The sequence below is a fragment of the Xenorhabdus sp. SGI246 genome, assembly GCF_040838225.1.
GTDB lineage: Bacteria > Pseudomonadota > Gammaproteobacteria > Enterobacterales > Enterobacteriaceae > Xenorhabdus > Xenorhabdus indica.
This window is the reverse complement of the sequence record NZ_JBFPEZ010000041.1, coordinates 17,497-33,216: the sequence shown is the minus strand read 5'-3', so window position 1 is coordinate 33,216 and position 15,720 is coordinate 17,497. Positions and strand designations below refer to the sequence as shown.

General features: G+C 39.7%; 15 protein-coding genes and 2 pseudogenes. 13 read left to right on the top strand and 4 right to left on the bottom strand.

The annotated features are described in order from the left end of the window. The first annotated feature begins 5 nt into the window (after positions 1 to 5). The 7 genes from pilV to ABLA85_RS10545 all read left to right on the top strand — a co-directional run bounded on the left by pilV (position 6) and on the right by ABLA85_RS10545 (position 6,174). Positions 6 to 1,214: a shufflon system plasmid conjugative transfer pilus tip adhesin PilV gene (gene pilV, locus ABLA85_RS10575; protein ID WP_367963874.1), complete on the top strand. Its 1,209-nt coding sequence runs from the start codon at positions 6 to 8 to the stop codon at positions 1,212 to 1,214. Between the two features lie 58 nt (positions 1,215 to 1,272). Further along, positions 1,273 to 1,692, top strand: coding sequence for a type IV pilus biogenesis protein PilM (pilM, locus tag ABLA85_RS10570; protein ID WP_367963871.1), 420 nt, complete (start codon positions 1,273 to 1,275; stop codon positions 1,690 to 1,692). Positions 1,693 to 1,694: 2 nt separating this feature from the next. Beyond that, positions 1,695 to 2,309, top strand: coding sequence for a prepilin peptidase (locus ABLA85_RS10565; RefSeq protein WP_367963869.1), 615 nt, complete (start codon positions 1,695 to 1,697; stop codon positions 2,307 to 2,309). Further along, positions 2,285 to 2,770 (top strand): lytic transglycosylase domain-containing protein, encoded by a 486-nt coding sequence (locus ABLA85_RS10560; protein ID WP_367963866.1) that lies wholly within the window; start codon positions 2,285 to 2,287, stop codon positions 2,768 to 2,770. Before ABLA85_RS10565 ends, ABLA85_RS10560 begins: the two co-directional genes overlap by 25 nt. Positions 2,771 to 3,061: 291 nt before the next feature. Then, a complete protein-coding gene (locus ABLA85_RS10555; protein ID WP_367963864.1) occupies positions 3,062 to 3,370 on the top strand; it encodes a TrbM/KikA/MpfK family conjugal transfer protein in 309 nt (102 codons plus the stop codon). A gap of 70 nt (positions 3,371 to 3,440) precedes the next feature. Further along, complete coding sequence (locus ABLA85_RS10550; protein ID WP_367963862.1) at positions 3,441 to 5,705, top strand: DNA topoisomerase 3; 2,265 nt, start codon at positions 3,441 to 3,443, stop codon at positions 5,703 to 5,705. 1 nt (position 5,706) lies between these two features. Then, positions 5,707 to 6,174 carry a single-stranded DNA-binding protein gene (locus ABLA85_RS10545; RefSeq protein ID WP_367963860.1) on the top strand — a complete coding sequence of 156 codons (468 nt, stop codon included), beginning with the start codon at positions 5,707 to 5,709 and terminating at the stop codon, positions 6,172 to 6,174. Positions 6,175 to 6,607: 433 nt separating this feature from the next. Here ABLA85_RS10545 and ABLA85_RS10540 read toward each other — a convergent pair whose 3' ends face one another. From ABLA85_RS10540 to ABLA85_RS10530, 3 genes are read right to left on the bottom strand one after another with little or no spacing between them, the layout of a single operon-like run. After that, a complete protein-coding gene (locus ABLA85_RS10540; protein ID WP_367963858.1) occupies positions 6,608 to 7,177 on the bottom strand; it encodes a hypothetical protein in 570 nt (189 codons plus the stop codon). Positions 7,178 to 7,185: 8 nt separating this feature from the next. Beyond that, entirely contained in the window at positions 7,186 to 7,890 is a 705-nt protein-coding gene (stbB, locus tag ABLA85_RS10535; protein ID WP_367963856.1) for a StbB family protein, read from the bottom strand. Continuing rightward, a complete protein-coding gene (locus ABLA85_RS10530) occupies positions 7,871 to 8,245 on the bottom strand; it encodes a hypothetical protein (RefSeq protein WP_367963854.1) in 375 nt (124 codons plus the stop codon). The genes stbB and ABLA85_RS10530 overlap by 20 nt, the downstream gene beginning before the upstream one ends. 298 nt (positions 8,246 to 8,543) lie before the next feature. On the opposite strand from ABLA85_RS10530, the gene ABLA85_RS10525 reads away from it, so the two are divergent. From ABLA85_RS10525 to ABLA85_RS10500, 6 genes and pseudogenes are all read left to right on the top strand, one after another. After that, positions 8,544 to 8,885 carry a molybdopterin-guanine dinucleotide biosynthesis protein MobC gene (locus ABLA85_RS10525; RefSeq protein WP_367963852.1) on the top strand — a complete coding sequence of 114 codons (342 nt, stop codon included), beginning with the start codon at positions 8,544 to 8,546 and terminating at the stop codon, positions 8,883 to 8,885. Next, a complete protein-coding gene (locus ABLA85_RS10520) occupies positions 8,875 to 11,634 on the top strand; it encodes an LPD7 domain-containing protein (RefSeq protein ID WP_367963850.1) in 2,760 nt (919 codons plus the stop codon). Before ABLA85_RS10525 ends, ABLA85_RS10520 begins: the two co-directional genes overlap by 11 nt. Positions 11,635 to 11,787: 153 nt before the next feature. Next, positions 11,788 to 12,009, top strand: coding sequence for a type II toxin-antitoxin system prevent-host-death family antitoxin (locus tag ABLA85_RS10515; RefSeq protein ID WP_367963847.1), 222 nt, complete (start codon positions 11,788 to 11,790; stop codon positions 12,007 to 12,009). A gap of 366 nt (positions 12,010 to 12,375) precedes the next feature. After that, positions 12,376 to 13,305: a RepA family replication protein gene (locus tag ABLA85_RS10510; RefSeq protein ID WP_367963844.1), complete on the top strand. Its 930-nt coding sequence runs from the start codon at positions 12,376 to 12,378 to the stop codon at positions 13,303 to 13,305. 581 nt (positions 13,306 to 13,886) lie between these two features. Continuing rightward, positions 13,887 to 14,229: pseudogene (locus ABLA85_RS10505) on the top strand (ISAs1 family transposase); the annotation flags it as partial. Positions 14,230 to 14,497: 268 nt separating this feature from the next. After that, positions 14,498 to 14,862, top strand: a pseudogene (locus ABLA85_RS10500) (ISAs1 family transposase); the annotation flags it as partial. 156 nt (positions 14,863 to 15,018) lie between these two features. Here the strand turns inward: ABLA85_RS10500 and ABLA85_RS10495 are convergent. Beyond that, complete coding sequence (locus ABLA85_RS10495; protein ID WP_367963842.1) at positions 15,019 to 15,612, bottom strand: hypothetical protein; 594 nt, start codon at positions 15,610 to 15,612, stop codon at positions 15,019 to 15,021. Between the last annotated feature and the right edge of the window lie 108 nt (positions 15,613 to 15,720).

Below are 15,720 nucleotides of genomic sequence, written 5' to 3'. Positions count from 1 at the left end.
TGACCATGAAAAAAGGTGTCGCACAGATCAGCGATGCAGTGATTGCTGTTGGACTTTTTCTTATTGTACTGGCAGTAATTATCATTCCACTGAGTAGCTGGATGATTGATCAGACTAGAGCCACTGTGGCAGCAACCCATGCTAAGCGAGTACAGCAAGCCGTAAATATTTATATTAAAGACAACCATGATACGATTGCTGCCACAGCTACAGCTACGACACCTTATATTTTTGGTGTACCGGAGTTGATTTCTGCCGGTTACTTGCCATCGGGATTTTCTGCACAAAATGGGTTTTCTGCGACATACCAGACGCGCGTATTTGAACCGATAACCCATAAATTAAACTCTATGACTTTTCTTAATGGGGGCGTAAAGCTATCAAAAAATTTAGCCAGAAAAATCGCCATTGGCATCGGTGCTGATGGTGGGATCATTGATGGCAACGTGGCACAAGGGGCGTTAGGAAGCTGGACTATGAACTTATCCTCTTTTGGCGGGTATAACCCCGGTGATGGGAGCGTAGTTATCGCTGGATTTTACGAGAATGGCGTCAACATTAGTGATTATCTTTACCGTAAAGCAGTTCCTGGCCATCCAGAACTGAATACTATGAGTACATCGCTCAATATGGGCGGTAATAACATCACAAATATCGCAACAACAACTACGACCACGCTTAATTCCACTAATACGAACGCAACGACTGTCACCGCAACGACTGTTAATTCTGAGACTACCCGTACTACGGGAGAAACTGTTACTGGAGGATGGTTTAGAACAACGGGTGATACGGGTTGGTATAGTGAGAAATGGGGAGGTGGGTTGTACATGAGTGACAACACTTGGATACGTGCCTATCAGGATAAGTCAATATACACAGGCGGTCAGGTTCAGGCGGGGACAATCCAATCCAATGGGCGTATGACGGCAAATGAATTTTTGCAAATAAATGGTATAGCTACCGCTGGGGCGGCTTGCTCACCAAACGGATTGCTGGGGCGTGATGCAGCCGGAGCAACACTTTTCTGCCAGTCTGGGAGATGGACAAAAACAGAAGCAACCCTAAGACAAAACCGATGTACGAAAATGGGGAACTGGGGCGGGCGTGATTTTAATGAATATCGTTGTCCTGTTGGTTGGTATGCTGCGGGTCTTCAGTTTGTAGGTCATCAGGGAAGGGAATCTGCTTATGTCATCACTTGTTGTCGTTGATATAAGTATCAATATATTGTCTTGTGACAATCATCTATAAAAGACTAAGGATGCCTAAATGAAATCATGGTTAATTGTGATTCTTTGTATGTTGTTTATTGTTTTCTACCAAAATTTATTTGGAGGAAGAGAGGAATACAATGAAACCTTAAAGCTAAATAAGGCTTCGTTGTTCCTTAGTTATACTTCTGCGTTTGACGCCTATTATTTAGCAAATGGGGGGGCTAATGGCGATGTGACAAACTCTGTCTCGTTACCTTCATGGCTGCCTGTTGATAGTTCAATAAGAATGTACATTAGCTCAGGAACCGGTTATATCTTTATGCCATCAGCAAGCGGTGTATTGTCCGAAATAATGAGAAGAACTGATTATAGTGCATGGGTGGGGTTCTCTGACGATACATCAATTACAACATTATCCGGGAAACTAAATAAGCCATCATTTATTCCTACAAACTATATTGTTTATGTGAGATAAATATGATTTTATACATGGCACTTATGTGTGTGTTTTCGTATATAATTTCACTCATTTTTCCTATTATCTATCTGAGGATAAAGAAAAACACACTGCAACAATATAAAGAATTGAAAGAAGAAAATGACAATGTTGGAATTTTTCCACTTATTTCTATGTTGATGTTTCTATTGCCAGTATTAATTTATTTTCTGTCAAATGACATACTGCTTTCGGTGTATTGCTTTCTGCTTGCCATTGTTGGGTACTCAGATCTCAGTAGCAGATGGATACCAGATATCTTTATATATCTATTATTGGGGATTTCTGTTTATTCATTACACTTGGAAGATGTGTCTTCTTCACTATACGCCTCCGTGTTATTTGTTGCCCCTGCATTATTTCTAAGTGCTTATGGTTATATTATTAAGAGAGAAAAGTGGATCGCCTCTGGCGATTACTATTTATTCCCATCAATTGGTATGATGATATTACCAGAGTATGCAACGGGAATGATGCTGTTAGTATTATTGTTTACCTTGCTTTTAACTCGTTGGCTTCAAAAAGTTCCTCTTATAACGGTTGTGTACTTCATCTTTTCAGGATATCAAATATGCAATTTATCCGAATTGTTGTAGTTTCTTTTTTTTTAATACCACTTTTCAGTTTTGCAACGCCAAAATCCTCATTCAACAATTATAAAAGTTGTTTTAATTTGGCCGCTGAAAAATTCCTAATTGACCACCGCCTGCTTATTGCTATCGCTGAGGTGGAGAGTAATATGAATCCGGGGGATATTGGATACAATAAAGAAAATGATAAAATAATCAGCGAGGATGTCGGGTTAATGCAAATTAATTCCTCATGGTTTCCTAAGCTAGAGAGTATGGGGATTACCCGTAGAATGTTACTGGAAAATCCTTGTCAAAATATACATGTAGGAGCGTGGATACTTGCCAGTAATATTTCGGCAAACGGGATTAATTGGGAATCAGTCGGCGCATATAACTCTGGATTCAAAAATGCTAATGCTCCACTTCGAATGAAATATGCTAAAAAAGTTTATGCGCGATATTTGATTTTGACTGGCAGCCATTAGGTATTCAAAGTGTGTTATAAAATAATAGAGAATAAATTATATTCTTGGCGTAGGGATTTAATAAAACCATTGTTCTTAATCAAAAAAAATAAATATCATTGATATTTAAGAAACAAAAGATAAAAATAAAAAACTCCCATATTGAAATATTAATTTCATACATCTAAATAACATATATAAACTATAATTTTATTATTCTCTGTGTTCTTGGTTTTTATGGCATAAGAACCCTATTAATTTTAATTAATTAAATATAGCCTGTGCCTATCTGCAATCAAAAGGATAAAAGTGATGAAAAGAAAAACAATTTACGCAGTATGCCTATTATTCTGTTCTTTATATACAACGACAGCTTTAGCCGACGACCCATGCAAAGTGACTTTATGCCTGTGGGGAAAGATGAAGGGTTCATCGAGTAATGAGTGCAGTAAGCCGGAAAGAGACTTTTTTAATATCGTGAAGAAAAAACGTGGCTCATTTCTTCCTAACCATACTTTTGATGCTAGGAAAAATTTTTTACATAAGGAATGCCCCGATGCCTACGATGTAAGTCAGTACATTGAAAAGGTTTTGAGAAAATATGGCAGGGTGAAATTGTGATTATAAAAGTTCCTGACGCGCCTTATGGATTGTTCAAGCTTTCACACATAAATTAAAAGGGAAATATAAAATGCGTTTATTTATCGCAGAAAAACCAAATTTGGCACAGGTCATTGCTCAGGCTTTGGGTAATCATGAACACAAAGAGGGCTATATTAAGTGTGGTGATGATGTTGTCTCTTATTGTGTCGGACATTTACTTAAAATAGCTCCACCGGAAGAATATAACTCAGCCTATAAAGAATGGCGGCGGGAAACATTGCCAATGAAGCTGCGCCCGGTGAAACAAGTTATTCATGACAAAACGGCTGATCAGTTTGCGGTACTTGCTCGGTTAATTTCTCAGGCTGATGAAATTGTCCATGCTGGAGATCCGGATGAAGAAGGGCAGCTTATTGTCGATGAAGTATTGCAGTATTGCTGCAATACCTCGCCAGTTAAGCGGCTGCTCATCAATGACCTGAATCTGGAAACGGCACGTAAGGCACTGCGTAATATGCGTGATAACGCCGATTTTACTGGACTTTATAAAAGGGCTTACGCACGGAATGTAGCTGATTATTTGTACGGCATCCAGGTTACACGCGCTTATACGATTGCAGGAAGAGAAAAGGGGCATAACGAGATTATTTCTGTTGGCCGGGTACAGACCCCTATTCTGGGGATGATTGTCCGGCGATATATAGCCAATCAGAATCACAAAGAATCTTGGTACTGGCAAGTTCAGGCGACAATCACCGGTACAAACATGACTATTCCGGCACCTTTGGTCGTACCGGAGGATGCCCCCGTGGACGATAAAGGGCGTATTATTCAGGAAGGTTACGCGCAGGAATTAGTAGAATTGTGCCGAGGCAAAAATGCCAATGTTATCAGCACGAAAGTGGAAGATAAGACCAAAGCAGCTCCGTTGCCATTTGCACTTCTTGATCTCCAGGCAAAAATGAGCCGTCTGTATGACTTTAGCCCTGAAAAAACGCTGAAAATCACTCAGGATTTACGCGAAAAGTACAAAGCAATCACATACAACCGCTCTGATTGCCGCTATTTGTCTACAGAGCAATTCGTAGAAGCTCCCCAAACGCTCAGTGCAATATCTGGTACGTTCCCGGAGTTATCAAAATTCTTTGAACAGACTGACAGTGCGAAGAAAGGTCGTGCCTTTAATGACAGCAAAATAACAGCACATACGGCCATTATCCCGACAGCCAAACAGATCGATGTTAATTCTTTAACTGGTGATGAGCAAAAGGTCTACAGGGCGATTGTCGAGCAGTATCTTGCTCAGTTCCTGCCTGAAAAGGGCTTTAAATCGGCGCTGGCTGAATTTGACATTGCAGGGAATCAATTCAGAAAGAGAGCCATTCGTAACACTGTGCCTGGCTGGTCAGCACTTCTCACTGATAAAGATGAAAGCGAAGAACAGGACAACGGAGGTGTTTTTGATGAGCTAGCTAAACTCAACGAGGGTGATGTTCTTGAATGTGCCGGTGTCGATAGTAAGCGAGAGAAAACAACCCCTCCGCCTCTTTATACCATCGCTTCTCTGCTCGAAGATCTACGGCGCGTAGCTCGATATGTTGAAGACCCGCGGATTAAGCAGCTCCTGTTAGACAGGGATGAAGGAAAGGACGATCAGGAACAAGGTGGCATAGGAACACCGGCTACACGGGGAGCTATCTTAACTCTCTTACAGGAGCGAGGCTTTTTTTTCATTGATAAAAAGAAGGTGATACCGAGTCCATTGGGCTTGTCATTTATTCAGGCTTTGCCGCCAATCATGACCACGCCGGACATGACAGCTCTGTGGCACGAACAGCAAAAAATGATAGAAATAGGTGAACTCGAAGTGGACAACTTCTTGGATGAACTGGAAAAGTTCGTAGCTTTCCAGGTAGAAAATGTAGACGTCTCCGGCCTGAAAGTAACGGTGTACCCTTGTGATTGTAGTGGACGTTATGTACGCCGCAAAAGCGAGAACGGTGCTTTCTGGGGATGCAATAACTATCCTGAATGTCGCAATGCTGTACCAGATCGCAATGGCCAACCAGATTTTACCGCTCAGAATTTTGAGGCCAATTGCCCTAAATGTAGCTCAAAAATGAAATTAAACTCGAAAGCCTGCAACTGTAGCAATGAAAACTGCAAATACGTTGTATGGGGAACTCAATTTAATAAAGCACTCACTGTTACTCAAATTTCTGACCTTTTGAACAAAGGAAAAACGAGAGAAATAAAAGGGTTTAAGACTAAGGCGGGTAAGAAATTTGACGCTACTTTACAGCTTGGAAAAGATGGTTCAATCACCCCTGTATTCAATAATAAGAGGAAATAAAATGGCGTCTCGCGGTATAAATAAAGTCATTCTTATTGGTAAATTAGGAGCAGATCCAGAAGTTAAATATATGCCTAATGGGGGGGCGGTTGCTAACATCACGCTGGCTACTTCGGAGTCTTGGCGTGATAAGCAAACAGGTGAAACAAAAGAGAAAACGGAATGGCACCGGGTTGTGCTCTTCGGGAAGCTGGCAGAAATTGCGGGAGAGTACCTCCGTAAAGGTTCGCAGATCTATATTGAAGGGGCTTTGCAGACGCGGAAATGGCAAGACCAGCAAAGCGGAGTGGATCGCTATACAACGGAAATAGTGGTAAATGTCGGTGGGACGATGCAAATGCTTGGTGTCCGTCAGGGGGGAGATTCAAGTGCTTCGGCTGGAGGGAAGGGGGCGCAGTCACAACAGAGTGCACCGGCTCCGTCTAACAATGAACCACCGATGGATTTATCAGATGATATACCGTTCTAGAGTTCACCTTAGACATCTTTTGCCACCCACCAGAACGTCAAATGTTGTAGATGGTCGATTCTATGTCCTGAATTTGGTTAAATGTTTATAAAAGATACTACGGTAATATTTAGAAATCACTGGTTTTTATGCGCGCAGCGCATGGAAGGCGGCTCACAGAAGCAACCGAGGACACTGGAGTTGAACCGCCGATACAAAGAGGGGACTTTCCAGGGAGCAGTGACAACAGCCCGCCAGGGTGTTTAGGCGGGCGTTACCCTACACCCTGCTAAGCCGTGAGCGAAGCGAACCAATCGCACGGATATTATAGCGGCTCAGGAGTTTGACGGTCGGAGACAAGAATAATATGTTGTTATCGTTGGTAGGTAATTGGTATGAGGAAATGAAGAAGAAAAAAATTAGCAGGTTTTTTTTACCTGCTAATTTTGGGGGATCAATTGGATGGCGTACTTTGTGTTGCTGATTTATATTGTTCTTTTGCTTGTGGTGATAGAGCTGAAAGCCCTCTTCTCTCCTTTTTTTCTTGAGCAGAAATAATTCGATTAAGTTCATCTATTCTATAATTTGCTCCGGTATATACACCGTATATAGCAACTCCTGAGAAGATGGTTATCAAAACTATTGTCGTAGCAAGAATAAATGATAAGCGGCGTCCTTTAGGGTCGGTTAAATCAAAGCTATTAATTTTATGCTGTAAAGATTTGACCTTTTCATCCATATCAGAAAAGGTTTTAGCAGCATGTTTATCGAGGCAGTTTTTAACTGCTGTGTCAATATCTTTAATTACTGATTCTTTTTTTGTATCGATACCTTTTGCCAGCAAAGATGCGGTATTCTCCGCATCTTCTACGGCTTTTGCTACAAGATTAAGTGACCCACTTATAGCTTTATCGATATCTTCTGGTAAATTTTTTATCTTGTCGTGGACAATACCTAGATCACCCAGAAGTTCAATTATTAATGCGTCACGAGCTGTTCTGGGGATTCTTTCTTCATCTTGCATATAGTTCCTCAGAATAGATTAGTGTAAACATCATCAAGATTACGCTTCACTCCTTTAGCTAGTGATTTTAATCCAAACATATCAGCCCAAGTGTTACGTTCTTTAGTGCTTGCATCCTTATTATTTTTCAACAGAGATTTATAGTCAGTTGTATCAGAAAGCAAAGCGTCAACTGTTAAACCTTTAATTGATAGCGCATCAAATAATTCATTTTCGAAAATTGCACACTCTTTATTTAGTGTAAAGCTTTTTTCTTTTTTATGACGGGCTAAAATGAACGGAAATTCTTCATCAACATCACAATCAACTCTATTGAAAACTATTTTTATTTTTTCTTGCGGAATGCCGATACTTGCGAGTGTATCCAACATTAATATTGTCTCTTTTTGCTCTTTAGTACCAGATGTGACAGGAATGATAAAAAAATCGAACTCTTTATGAGAATCATCGAACTTGATCATGTTATTCATGAAGTCTTCGATGTTTGATGCACCAACATCAACGATAGCATAATCTTCAAGCAATATTTTTTTGAACAGATCACGGAATTTATTTCCGTTCATCTTTTCAACGTCAACTCCTAACCCTTCTGCTGTTTCATTGATTGATTCAATGGCAAAGATTGGCGCATTATTCATTCTTGGTGACAGTAAATGTGCGGCAAGGGTAGTTTTACCAACAGTCCCTGGATAGTTAAGAATCGCTACTTTCATTTTTATCTCCTAGTGAGTCTTTGAGTTCTTCTAAGTCAATGTATTGGTTTCTCAGCCTTTTTAAATCAGCAGGATTTTTTACTGACTTTCGCACTGCTTCTACTGGTGGTACTACCATCGATTCGACTTTGTTAACTGATTTCTTGGATCTTGTTTTATGAGTCACCAATTTACTTTCATCTACGCAGTATTTCTTTATATAACGTGTGAACTGTGGATAGCTCATTTTAAGTTCAGGGTATGATTCAAAAATCATCTTAATAGTTTCACCGAGAGTTAGACGCTTTTTTATTTCGTCCAGTAACGGCAAAAATTGACTTCTCCCCTGTCTAGGATTTGTACGCCAGTCTGACATGATTTACCCCATGTGTTGAGAATGGCTCCATTGTAGATGGTTACTGCTCTATAATGCAACTTAATGAAAAATAGTGCAATATTCATCCTTAGAAATGCAATATAATGCAATTTAGTGCAATCGTCAAGCGTGGTTGTGAAATTTAATGCAACTTAATGCAATATGCGAAGCCCAACAGAGGCACGTTACCGACTGTATACAAATGCCTGCGGCCTTTGCATACGTCGCGTGCCAAAGGGGAAACCCCTTTGAAACCCCACATAGCGGGAACATCATTACCAGTACTGGAAGGTACTTTATGGCTGCTAAACAGAATAAAGAGATCGTAATTTCACTGCGTATTACTCCCGATGAGTTTTCCTTATTTGAAAAAAAGATAAATGAATCCAAACTCAGTCGTTCAGCATTTTTTAGAAAATTGGTGTTGGATAAAAAAGATTTTATTAATATAGAAATAAAAGATACCCGACAACTATTATATCTTTTTAATAAGTCCAGCAATAATATAAACCAGTTGGCTTTTAAAGTTAACGTTGCTCATAAAAATGGGACAATATCAGATAAAAAATATACGTTGTTTCTTAATGCCCTTCTCAATATCGAATCACTGATGAAAAAGGCGGTGGAAGATGCTGATTAGGTGCCGGGGCTATAATTCCGGCGTAAAAGAATATTTAGAAGAAGGTCAAAAGGCTGGACGTGAATTTTCTCGTGATGAACTGGATGAACGTGTCATATTAGATGGCAATCTTGATTTAACTGAAATGGTTTATAAAAGCATTCCAGATAAAGGCCAAGATCGCTATCTTACCTTTACGCTATCCTTCAAGGAAGACTTGGTTGATGAGGAAATGCTCTCTTCTATTACACAAGAATTTAAATCATTTTTGATGAAGGCGTACTCTCCTGATGAATTTAATTTCTACGCAGAAGCTCATCTTCCAAAGATAAAAACGATGAAAGACCGTAAGACGGGGGAAATAGTAGACCGGAAACCTCATATTCATATCGTTATCCCCAGAAAAAACTTGTTGTCTGGAAATGAAATGAATCCTGTAGGAAACTACAAGCAGAATGAGAAATACTTAGAGGCTTTCCAAGAATACATCAATCAAAAATATGGACTGGAATCACCTAGGGATAATATGCGAGCTACACCAACCAGTTATGCTGATATGCTTTCCCGCTATAAAGGGGATGATTTCATGCCGAAAAATAAAGACTTTAAAAAACAAATATTACAACGGGTTTATAATGAAGATATCAAGTCTAGGCAATTGTTTTATGATCTCGTTTCTCAATATGGGGAAATTAAAATTAGAAACGCCGGTAAGATTAATGAGTATATTGCGGTAAAATTAGACGGTGATAAAAAATTTACTAATTTAAAAGAAAGTATTTTCAGTGATGATTTCATTGTTCATCGAAGGATAACAAAACCTCCGCTTGAACAGAATGTAATTAAAAGTCGATTCTCTGAATGGGAACGACGTTCAGCAGAAATTAAGTATATAGATAAAATTGCATCGCCTCGATTCAGGGATAAATATTATGAATCCGGTGATGATATGAAATCCAAGTTGCTGAACTCAAGCATCAATGAATTTTATAACGCATATCGAGGTTCCAATGGCATACGAAATAAACGACAGACAAATAACCAGCGAAGTGTTGTTGAAACTCAAAGAGGAATTACTTCCCCATCTTCCGATAGCTTGCAAAGCCTGTCCGATGGCAATGTGGCAAGTTCACGCAGCCGGCAAGGAGATCAAGTGCTATTGCCGGGTGATGCACGCTTTCTCATGGGAAACAAGCAGACCGTCAGAAATTCTGGATTGCGACGCGCTTTATCAGACGGAAGAGGAAGAATTTCCAGCTCAGGTTATGCTTATGCCGAGCCAGGAAGAACAGGATATCAGCAACGATATGTGGCCGGGAGTCGCAAGCGATCAGGAAAATTACAGCTAACCCCCTACCCTGTAATTCCACGATTCAAAAACAAGATACCAACACTTGCTGATGTAAATAAGAGAGCGGATTTTCTTTTTTCGGCGGGGATAATTACGACTAATAAACCAAAGTGTGTTTTTTCTAAACCCATTAATGCAGACGTTAATTCATCTTCATTGTCAGCTTGGTTAATTCGGAGAATTAAAGACAACTCTCCGCGTCAAGGCATTAATAAATTGCTGAAGACAATTGACCAAGATTTTTATGATATCAAACGGGAGGTACTATCCGATAAACGATTTAGCCATGAAGAAAAGAACCAACTTATTTCAGTCATTCATTTTGAGCGACTGAAAAGGAAGAATGCGGCTTTGAATAAGAATGAGGGTTATATTATGGGTAGTAAAGAAATTCGGGAATTGATGAGCAGTAATAATAAAAAAATGTCAGGGTTTACTATCAGCGCCCCTGAGCCAGAAAAAAATCAAGGGGCTAAAAATCGTTTTGCACGTGTAATGGAGAAAATCAGGAATCCTGTCGAATATTCTAAAGCTGCTGATGAGTCAAGGAAGTCAGTAGAAAAGCAACTCGATGCCAGCAATATCTACACCAAAAGAACCCGTAAGGGTCATGTTCACTATCTTGATAAGACGAGTGATAAAACCCTGTTCGTCGATACTGGCAAGCTGATAACGATGCGTAAAAACGGCTTAAGAACCGATAGTGTTGCCATTGCGCTGGAGCTTGCTCAAGGACGGTTTGGCAGCACCCTTAACATTAAGGGATCAAAAGCATTTAAAGAAATGGTTGTTAATGTCGTCGCGGAGAAAGGTCTGGACATTCACTTTACTGATAAAAAGATGAATGAGGCCCTTGAACTACGGCGTGAAGAGTTATTGAAGGCTAAGGAACGCCAATCCAGCAATGCTGATAGAGAGACGGCATTTACCATTGAGGGGGCTGAAACTGCCATCAATAGGGCTTCTCACGATGCCGATATGCCGGTCAACGATAAATCGTATAGTGATGGGACAGAAAATAAGTCAACAGTGAACGACGAACCTTTATACCGTTCGATCGCTCAACTTGAAGGTAAGATCGTTAAACATGGTACAGCCCCGTATCTTCACAAGGAAGGAAACAGCGACAGTTACTATGTTGTTCTGAAAGGAAAAGATGGAAAAGAAACTACACAGTGGGGTGTTGGCCTGAAAGAAGTGTTGAAAGGTTTCCGGAGGGGACAGGAAGTGGCGTTGGATTTGAAAGAGTCTAAGCCGGTGCAAGTTCGAACAAGGGACGAAAATGGTAATGTCTCTATTCGTGATGCCGTTCGTAACGTATGGGAAGCAACCAAGCTGTCTACCATCCCAAGTAGCAAGAGTAAGACGAACAAGAAACCGGTTTTGGACAACAACACAAATGAGCCGGAACTAGCGTAAAAGTTACCCATTTCAACTTATTTCAAGGCCGGGTATCTACCATCTACCTAGCCTTTTTTGTTTTTTGACGAAGCACCGATCTTTGATCTTGAAATAACATTCTTTAGTGGTCTATACTCAGCATCATTAAGACTGTAGCAATGGGGAAAATTGATGGCATATGTGATTCATAGTAGGAGGGTGGCGACTATTACCGAGCTAAAACGTAACCCAATGGGTACAGTTGAAGCCGGTCAGGGAGAAGTCATTACCATAATGAACCGTAATCAGCCTGTTTTCTATTGCGTACCGGTAAAAGTGTATGAGGATCTTATGCGACGTGTTGAAGTTGCTGAAACTGAGGTGTTGAAGTTGCCGAAACTGGCGCAAAAATAAGATTTATGAATAGTAATTCTTATGAAAAATGAGAATTAGTGTGTTAAAACAACTTGTTAGCACTGCCAGAAAAGAATTGTATGAATTGATCCTTTTAACCGCGCGTGATAAATTATGTTGGTTTACAAATTCATACGGGGGGGACGTTCCCGGTAATAGCGTCCAGGAATGGGGTAGAGAGTGAAAGCCGAACCCCAGAATGCAAAACCCCCTGAAATCCTGACGAACTTGGCGGAACGAAGGATATTCAGGGGGCCATAAAGCAGGCTACGTTCGATATTCGATAAATGCGACGTGCTTGTGAGGGATTATAGCAAATGTATTTTCTAACACAACCCTTTTACACCGCCTTAAGTGTCGGTGTATATGATTGAAAAACAAAATCATCAATATAAAAAAGCAAAAGTCCATCGCCACTTTACACCTAAGTATTCAGGGGGATTACCTAATATAGTTCCTGTTCGCCGTCTGGCGGGAGCTTTAAAAGTGCACGATTGGAATCGTAATTCCTTCTTGCGTAAATTACGTTATAACCGTAATCAGCGTGTTTCTATACGTTCTGAACGTCGAGAAACCTTTTCGGAGTTAGCTTTAGCAATGGTTGCGTATGCTGACTACAATTCAAATCATAAATATCTCTTTGAGGTCATGTGTTCAGTTGAAAAGCTGGCTGAACTTTGCGGCCAACTTTACCGTTATGATAGTGGACGTAAGAGCTATGATCCAATATTACACGCCCTGAATGATTGGGAAAAAGCTGAGTTAATTGTCATAGATCGTGATTTTGATCATGAAAGTAGACAGCATAAAGCCATGCGTATATGGATTCGACCTGAATTTTTTATGGGGCTTGGATTTTCTCTATCTGAAATGAAGGAAATTCTCAAACGCTTTAAGCGATGGATGGAGAAAAAAGGGCTACGAAAGTCTTATGATCAGCTCTATGCTCAACATGTTTTACGTCTAGCTCGTTCTAATGTGGCATCGCTTGATAATAAACACTCTCTAAAGAAGCTACTTCAAAAACTAAAACGATTAGTGATAGGAAATGATGAAGAGTTAGAGAATGAACGTCAACATACTATAAAAGCAGCAGAACAACGAAAGGAACTGATTGAAGCGACAGAGCCTGTTCCTGATGAAAAAAGAATTTATTGGCAGAAATACCAAAATTGGGCGCAACAACAGCCATTAGCTCAAAGATTATCTTTTGAAAATAATATTAAAAGCAAATATCCTGAACTTTCAAATGACGAACTATATCAGGTATATGTAGAGCACCTTCCTGATAGGTAAATTCTCTTATTCTTGAATTACCGCCTTGACTGGCGGTTTTCGTGTTATTAAAACTAAATATCTGGTCGTTTTTTAGACTTAATGAACTAAGTTCAGAGAGAATAATTTCTATATTGAGAGTATCTTTCATCGACTTGATGTTCAAATATACAATTAAATTCGGGCTGTATAAATAGTATTCTTTTAACTTCGATTTAATTTGCTTGAAATATATTAAATTCGAAGTTTATTTCTGAACTAAACGACCCTATAAATAGGGAGTTAGCAGGGGAATTAATTCCCCCTGCTACTCCAAAAATAAAAAAAAAATGACTTCGCTTGCAAGCGGTTTTACCGCTGCCGCTCAGACTAGTGATAAGTCTAGTAAATACAGTTTCGCCCGTAGCTCGCTTACGCTCACACTCGCAGTACATCCGACATTCATAGCTAACGCTATTCTGTCGGCTAACTGCGTTCTTTGAAGGCTCAAATCAACCACTCTTAACACACTGAATTAAAGCGGCTTTGCAGGAAGAGGGGGGGTTCTATTATCCTAATTCAGTTCCCTCTTTTTTTCGGCGGATTGACAGGCGGTTATCCCAATTATTTTAGTGATCCGCCTCCCATGCCCTAAAGGGCATAAACACAACAATCGCCAATACGATCTGGATTGATGTTATTTTTCTGGTCATCAGTGCCATTATGGCCGAGGCTGAAGACTGGCAATATATTGAAACTTATGGCCGAGCCAAAATTAAATGGCTGAGAAAATACCGCGCTTTTTTCTGTGGGATCCCGCGTCGGCACACGATTGCTAGGATTGTCCGCGCGATTGAGCTTGATTTGCTACTGGACACTTTACTTCATTGGGTTAATGAGCAACGTGAACAGGGCGGAAAATCGGTGATTGCCTTTGATGGTAAAGTGCTGCGACATGCCTATCGGGGTTTGAGGAGCAACGGAACCATAATGATGGTTAAGAGGTTAAATAGAGTAGCCAATACCATTAAAAACAGACCATTATGCGTATTATATGTATATCTCATTGGAATCTTGGTCAAAATGGGTAGGTGATTTGGCTCTCATAGAGGGGCTGGCTAAAAATGACAATTTACGATGTAAATTGGCTACCTAATTTTTAGCTATTTAAATTGACCGCTTAAAGGTGTTTACTGTTCCATTGCTCCCGAAACCCCCCTATCGGAATGAAAAGAAAAATGCGGTTCAATTAGTGACCGTCTATGACACTGAGCGGGGATTAGTGTTGAGTCAAAAAGCGACGGCCACGAAAAATGGAGAAATCCGTATCGTCCAACAGATGTTGGCACTCCTTAATCTGAAAGGCAGTATCGTGACACTGGATGCCTTGCATTGTCAGCGCCAAACGCTGGAAAAGCTCAGTGAAAAAAAAGCGCATGTGGTTGTTCACAGCCTCATCTGTGGGAGGCCGTCCAGTCCCAATTTCAGGCCGTGTTTGATGCGGGTAAAGAAAAAATTATCACGGAAATCAAGCAAGAAGCGCATGGCCGACGTGAAGAACGCTATGTCTTTCAGTTAAAAGCAAAACTGTCCCCACAAGTGGTTAAACTATTTTATCCAGCTTTCATCGAATCCATGCCCCACATTTTTTTACGCTCTCCTTTCACAAAGTTTACAGATCTGGGGGTTGTTCCACTGAACCCGTATAGATTGCCTGCACTTTAATAAATTAGGTATTATGGCTTTTCTTAAATATCATTCGTCTTTTATTAGACCTAATGCCATAGACGCAGACACTATCGCATGAAGCTGATGTGGGGCATTATTAGCATAACTCAAGAAACAAGGCTTTTTAACATTACTATCAATAAAACTTTTTTTATATCCTATCCAATCTTGATTAACCCTAACTCCCATCAATAAAGGTGTTGTACCTTTTTTAAAGTAAGCTTGGCAATCATCACTTGAAAATGATTTTAAAATACAATGTAAATATCGACATACCAATGAAAACAATCTAACATTTTCTTTTTCAATTTCACTTTCTTTCTCATTAAAAAAGAATATTTGGCTATTTTTTATTTTAAACTTACCCGAAGTCATAATAAAACATCTTTTTTCTTTTGTGGGAAATGTCCACGTCGCATAAAAACTAAAATATCCCCGATGCTTTTCAATCCATGCCTCAGCGACAAAATAATTTTCATGAGATTTTTTTATTTTTTCTCGATACTGCCCCATAAACAACGTATCACCTAATTTCATTTCTTTGATTTTAGATTGATACCAATAAGGATATTTGCAATATAACATAAAATCACTAATGGTTTTAATGTTTTCTATTTTCATTTTCGTTTTCCACATCATTTAAAGGTCTAGGGTAATTATCTCTAAAACACCAAAGCAAATACTATTTTGACAAATAAACCTATCGACTACTACCACTTTCTCTATCTG

Excerpts from the sequence above, each read along its gene's own strand:
- ABLA85_RS10565 (WP_367963869.1), top strand. The coding sequence starts at position 1,695 with ATGATTTTATACATGGCACTTATGTGTGTGTTTTCGTATATAATTTCA.
- ABLA85_RS10545 (WP_367963860.1), top strand. The coding sequence starts at position 5,707 with ATGGCGTCTCGCGGTATAAATAAAGTCATTCTTATTGGTAAATTAGGA.
- ABLA85_RS10540 (WP_367963858.1), bottom strand. The coding sequence starts at position 7,177 with ATGCAAGATGAAGAAAGAATCCCCAGAACAGCTCGTGACGCATTAATA.
- ABLA85_RS10520 (WP_367963850.1), top strand. The coding sequence starts at position 8,875 with ATGCTGATTAGGTGCCGGGGCTATAATTCCGGCGTAAAAGAATATTTA.
- ABLA85_RS10495 (WP_367963842.1), bottom strand. The coding sequence starts at position 15,612 with ATGAAAATAGAAAACATTAAAACCATTAGTGATTTTATGTTATATTGC.
- stbB (WP_367963856.1), bottom strand. The coding sequence starts at position 7,890 with ATGAAAGTAGCGATTCTTAACTATCCAGGGACTGTTGGTAAAACTACC.
- ABLA85_RS10555 (WP_367963864.1), top strand. The coding sequence starts at position 3,062 with ATGAAAAGAAAAACAATTTACGCAGTATGCCTATTATTCTGTTCTTTA.
- ABLA85_RS10515 (WP_367963847.1), top strand. The coding sequence starts at position 11,788 with ATGGCATATGTGATTCATAGTAGGAGGGTGGCGACTATTACCGAGCTA.
- ABLA85_RS10530 (WP_367963854.1), bottom strand. The coding sequence starts at position 8,245 with ATGTCAGACTGGCGTACAAATCCTAGACAGGGGAGAAGTCAATTTTTG.
- ABLA85_RS10560 (WP_367963866.1), top strand. The coding sequence starts at position 2,285 with ATGCAATTTATCCGAATTGTTGTAGTTTCTTTTTTTTTAATACCACTT.
- pilV (WP_367963874.1), top strand. The coding sequence starts at position 6 with ATGAAAAAAGGTGTCGCACAGATCAGCGATGCAGTGATTGCTGTTGGA.
- ABLA85_RS10510 (WP_367963844.1), top strand. The coding sequence starts at position 12,376 with ATGATTGAAAAACAAAATCATCAATATAAAAAAGCAAAAGTCCATCGC.
- ABLA85_RS10525 (WP_367963852.1), top strand. The coding sequence starts at position 8,544 with ATGGCTGCTAAACAGAATAAAGAGATCGTAATTTCACTGCGTATTACT.
- ABLA85_RS10550 (WP_367963862.1), top strand. The coding sequence starts at position 3,441 with ATGCGTTTATTTATCGCAGAAAAACCAAATTTGGCACAGGTCATTGCT.
- pilM (WP_367963871.1), top strand. The coding sequence starts at position 1,273 with ATGAAATCATGGTTAATTGTGATTCTTTGTATGTTGTTTATTGTTTTC.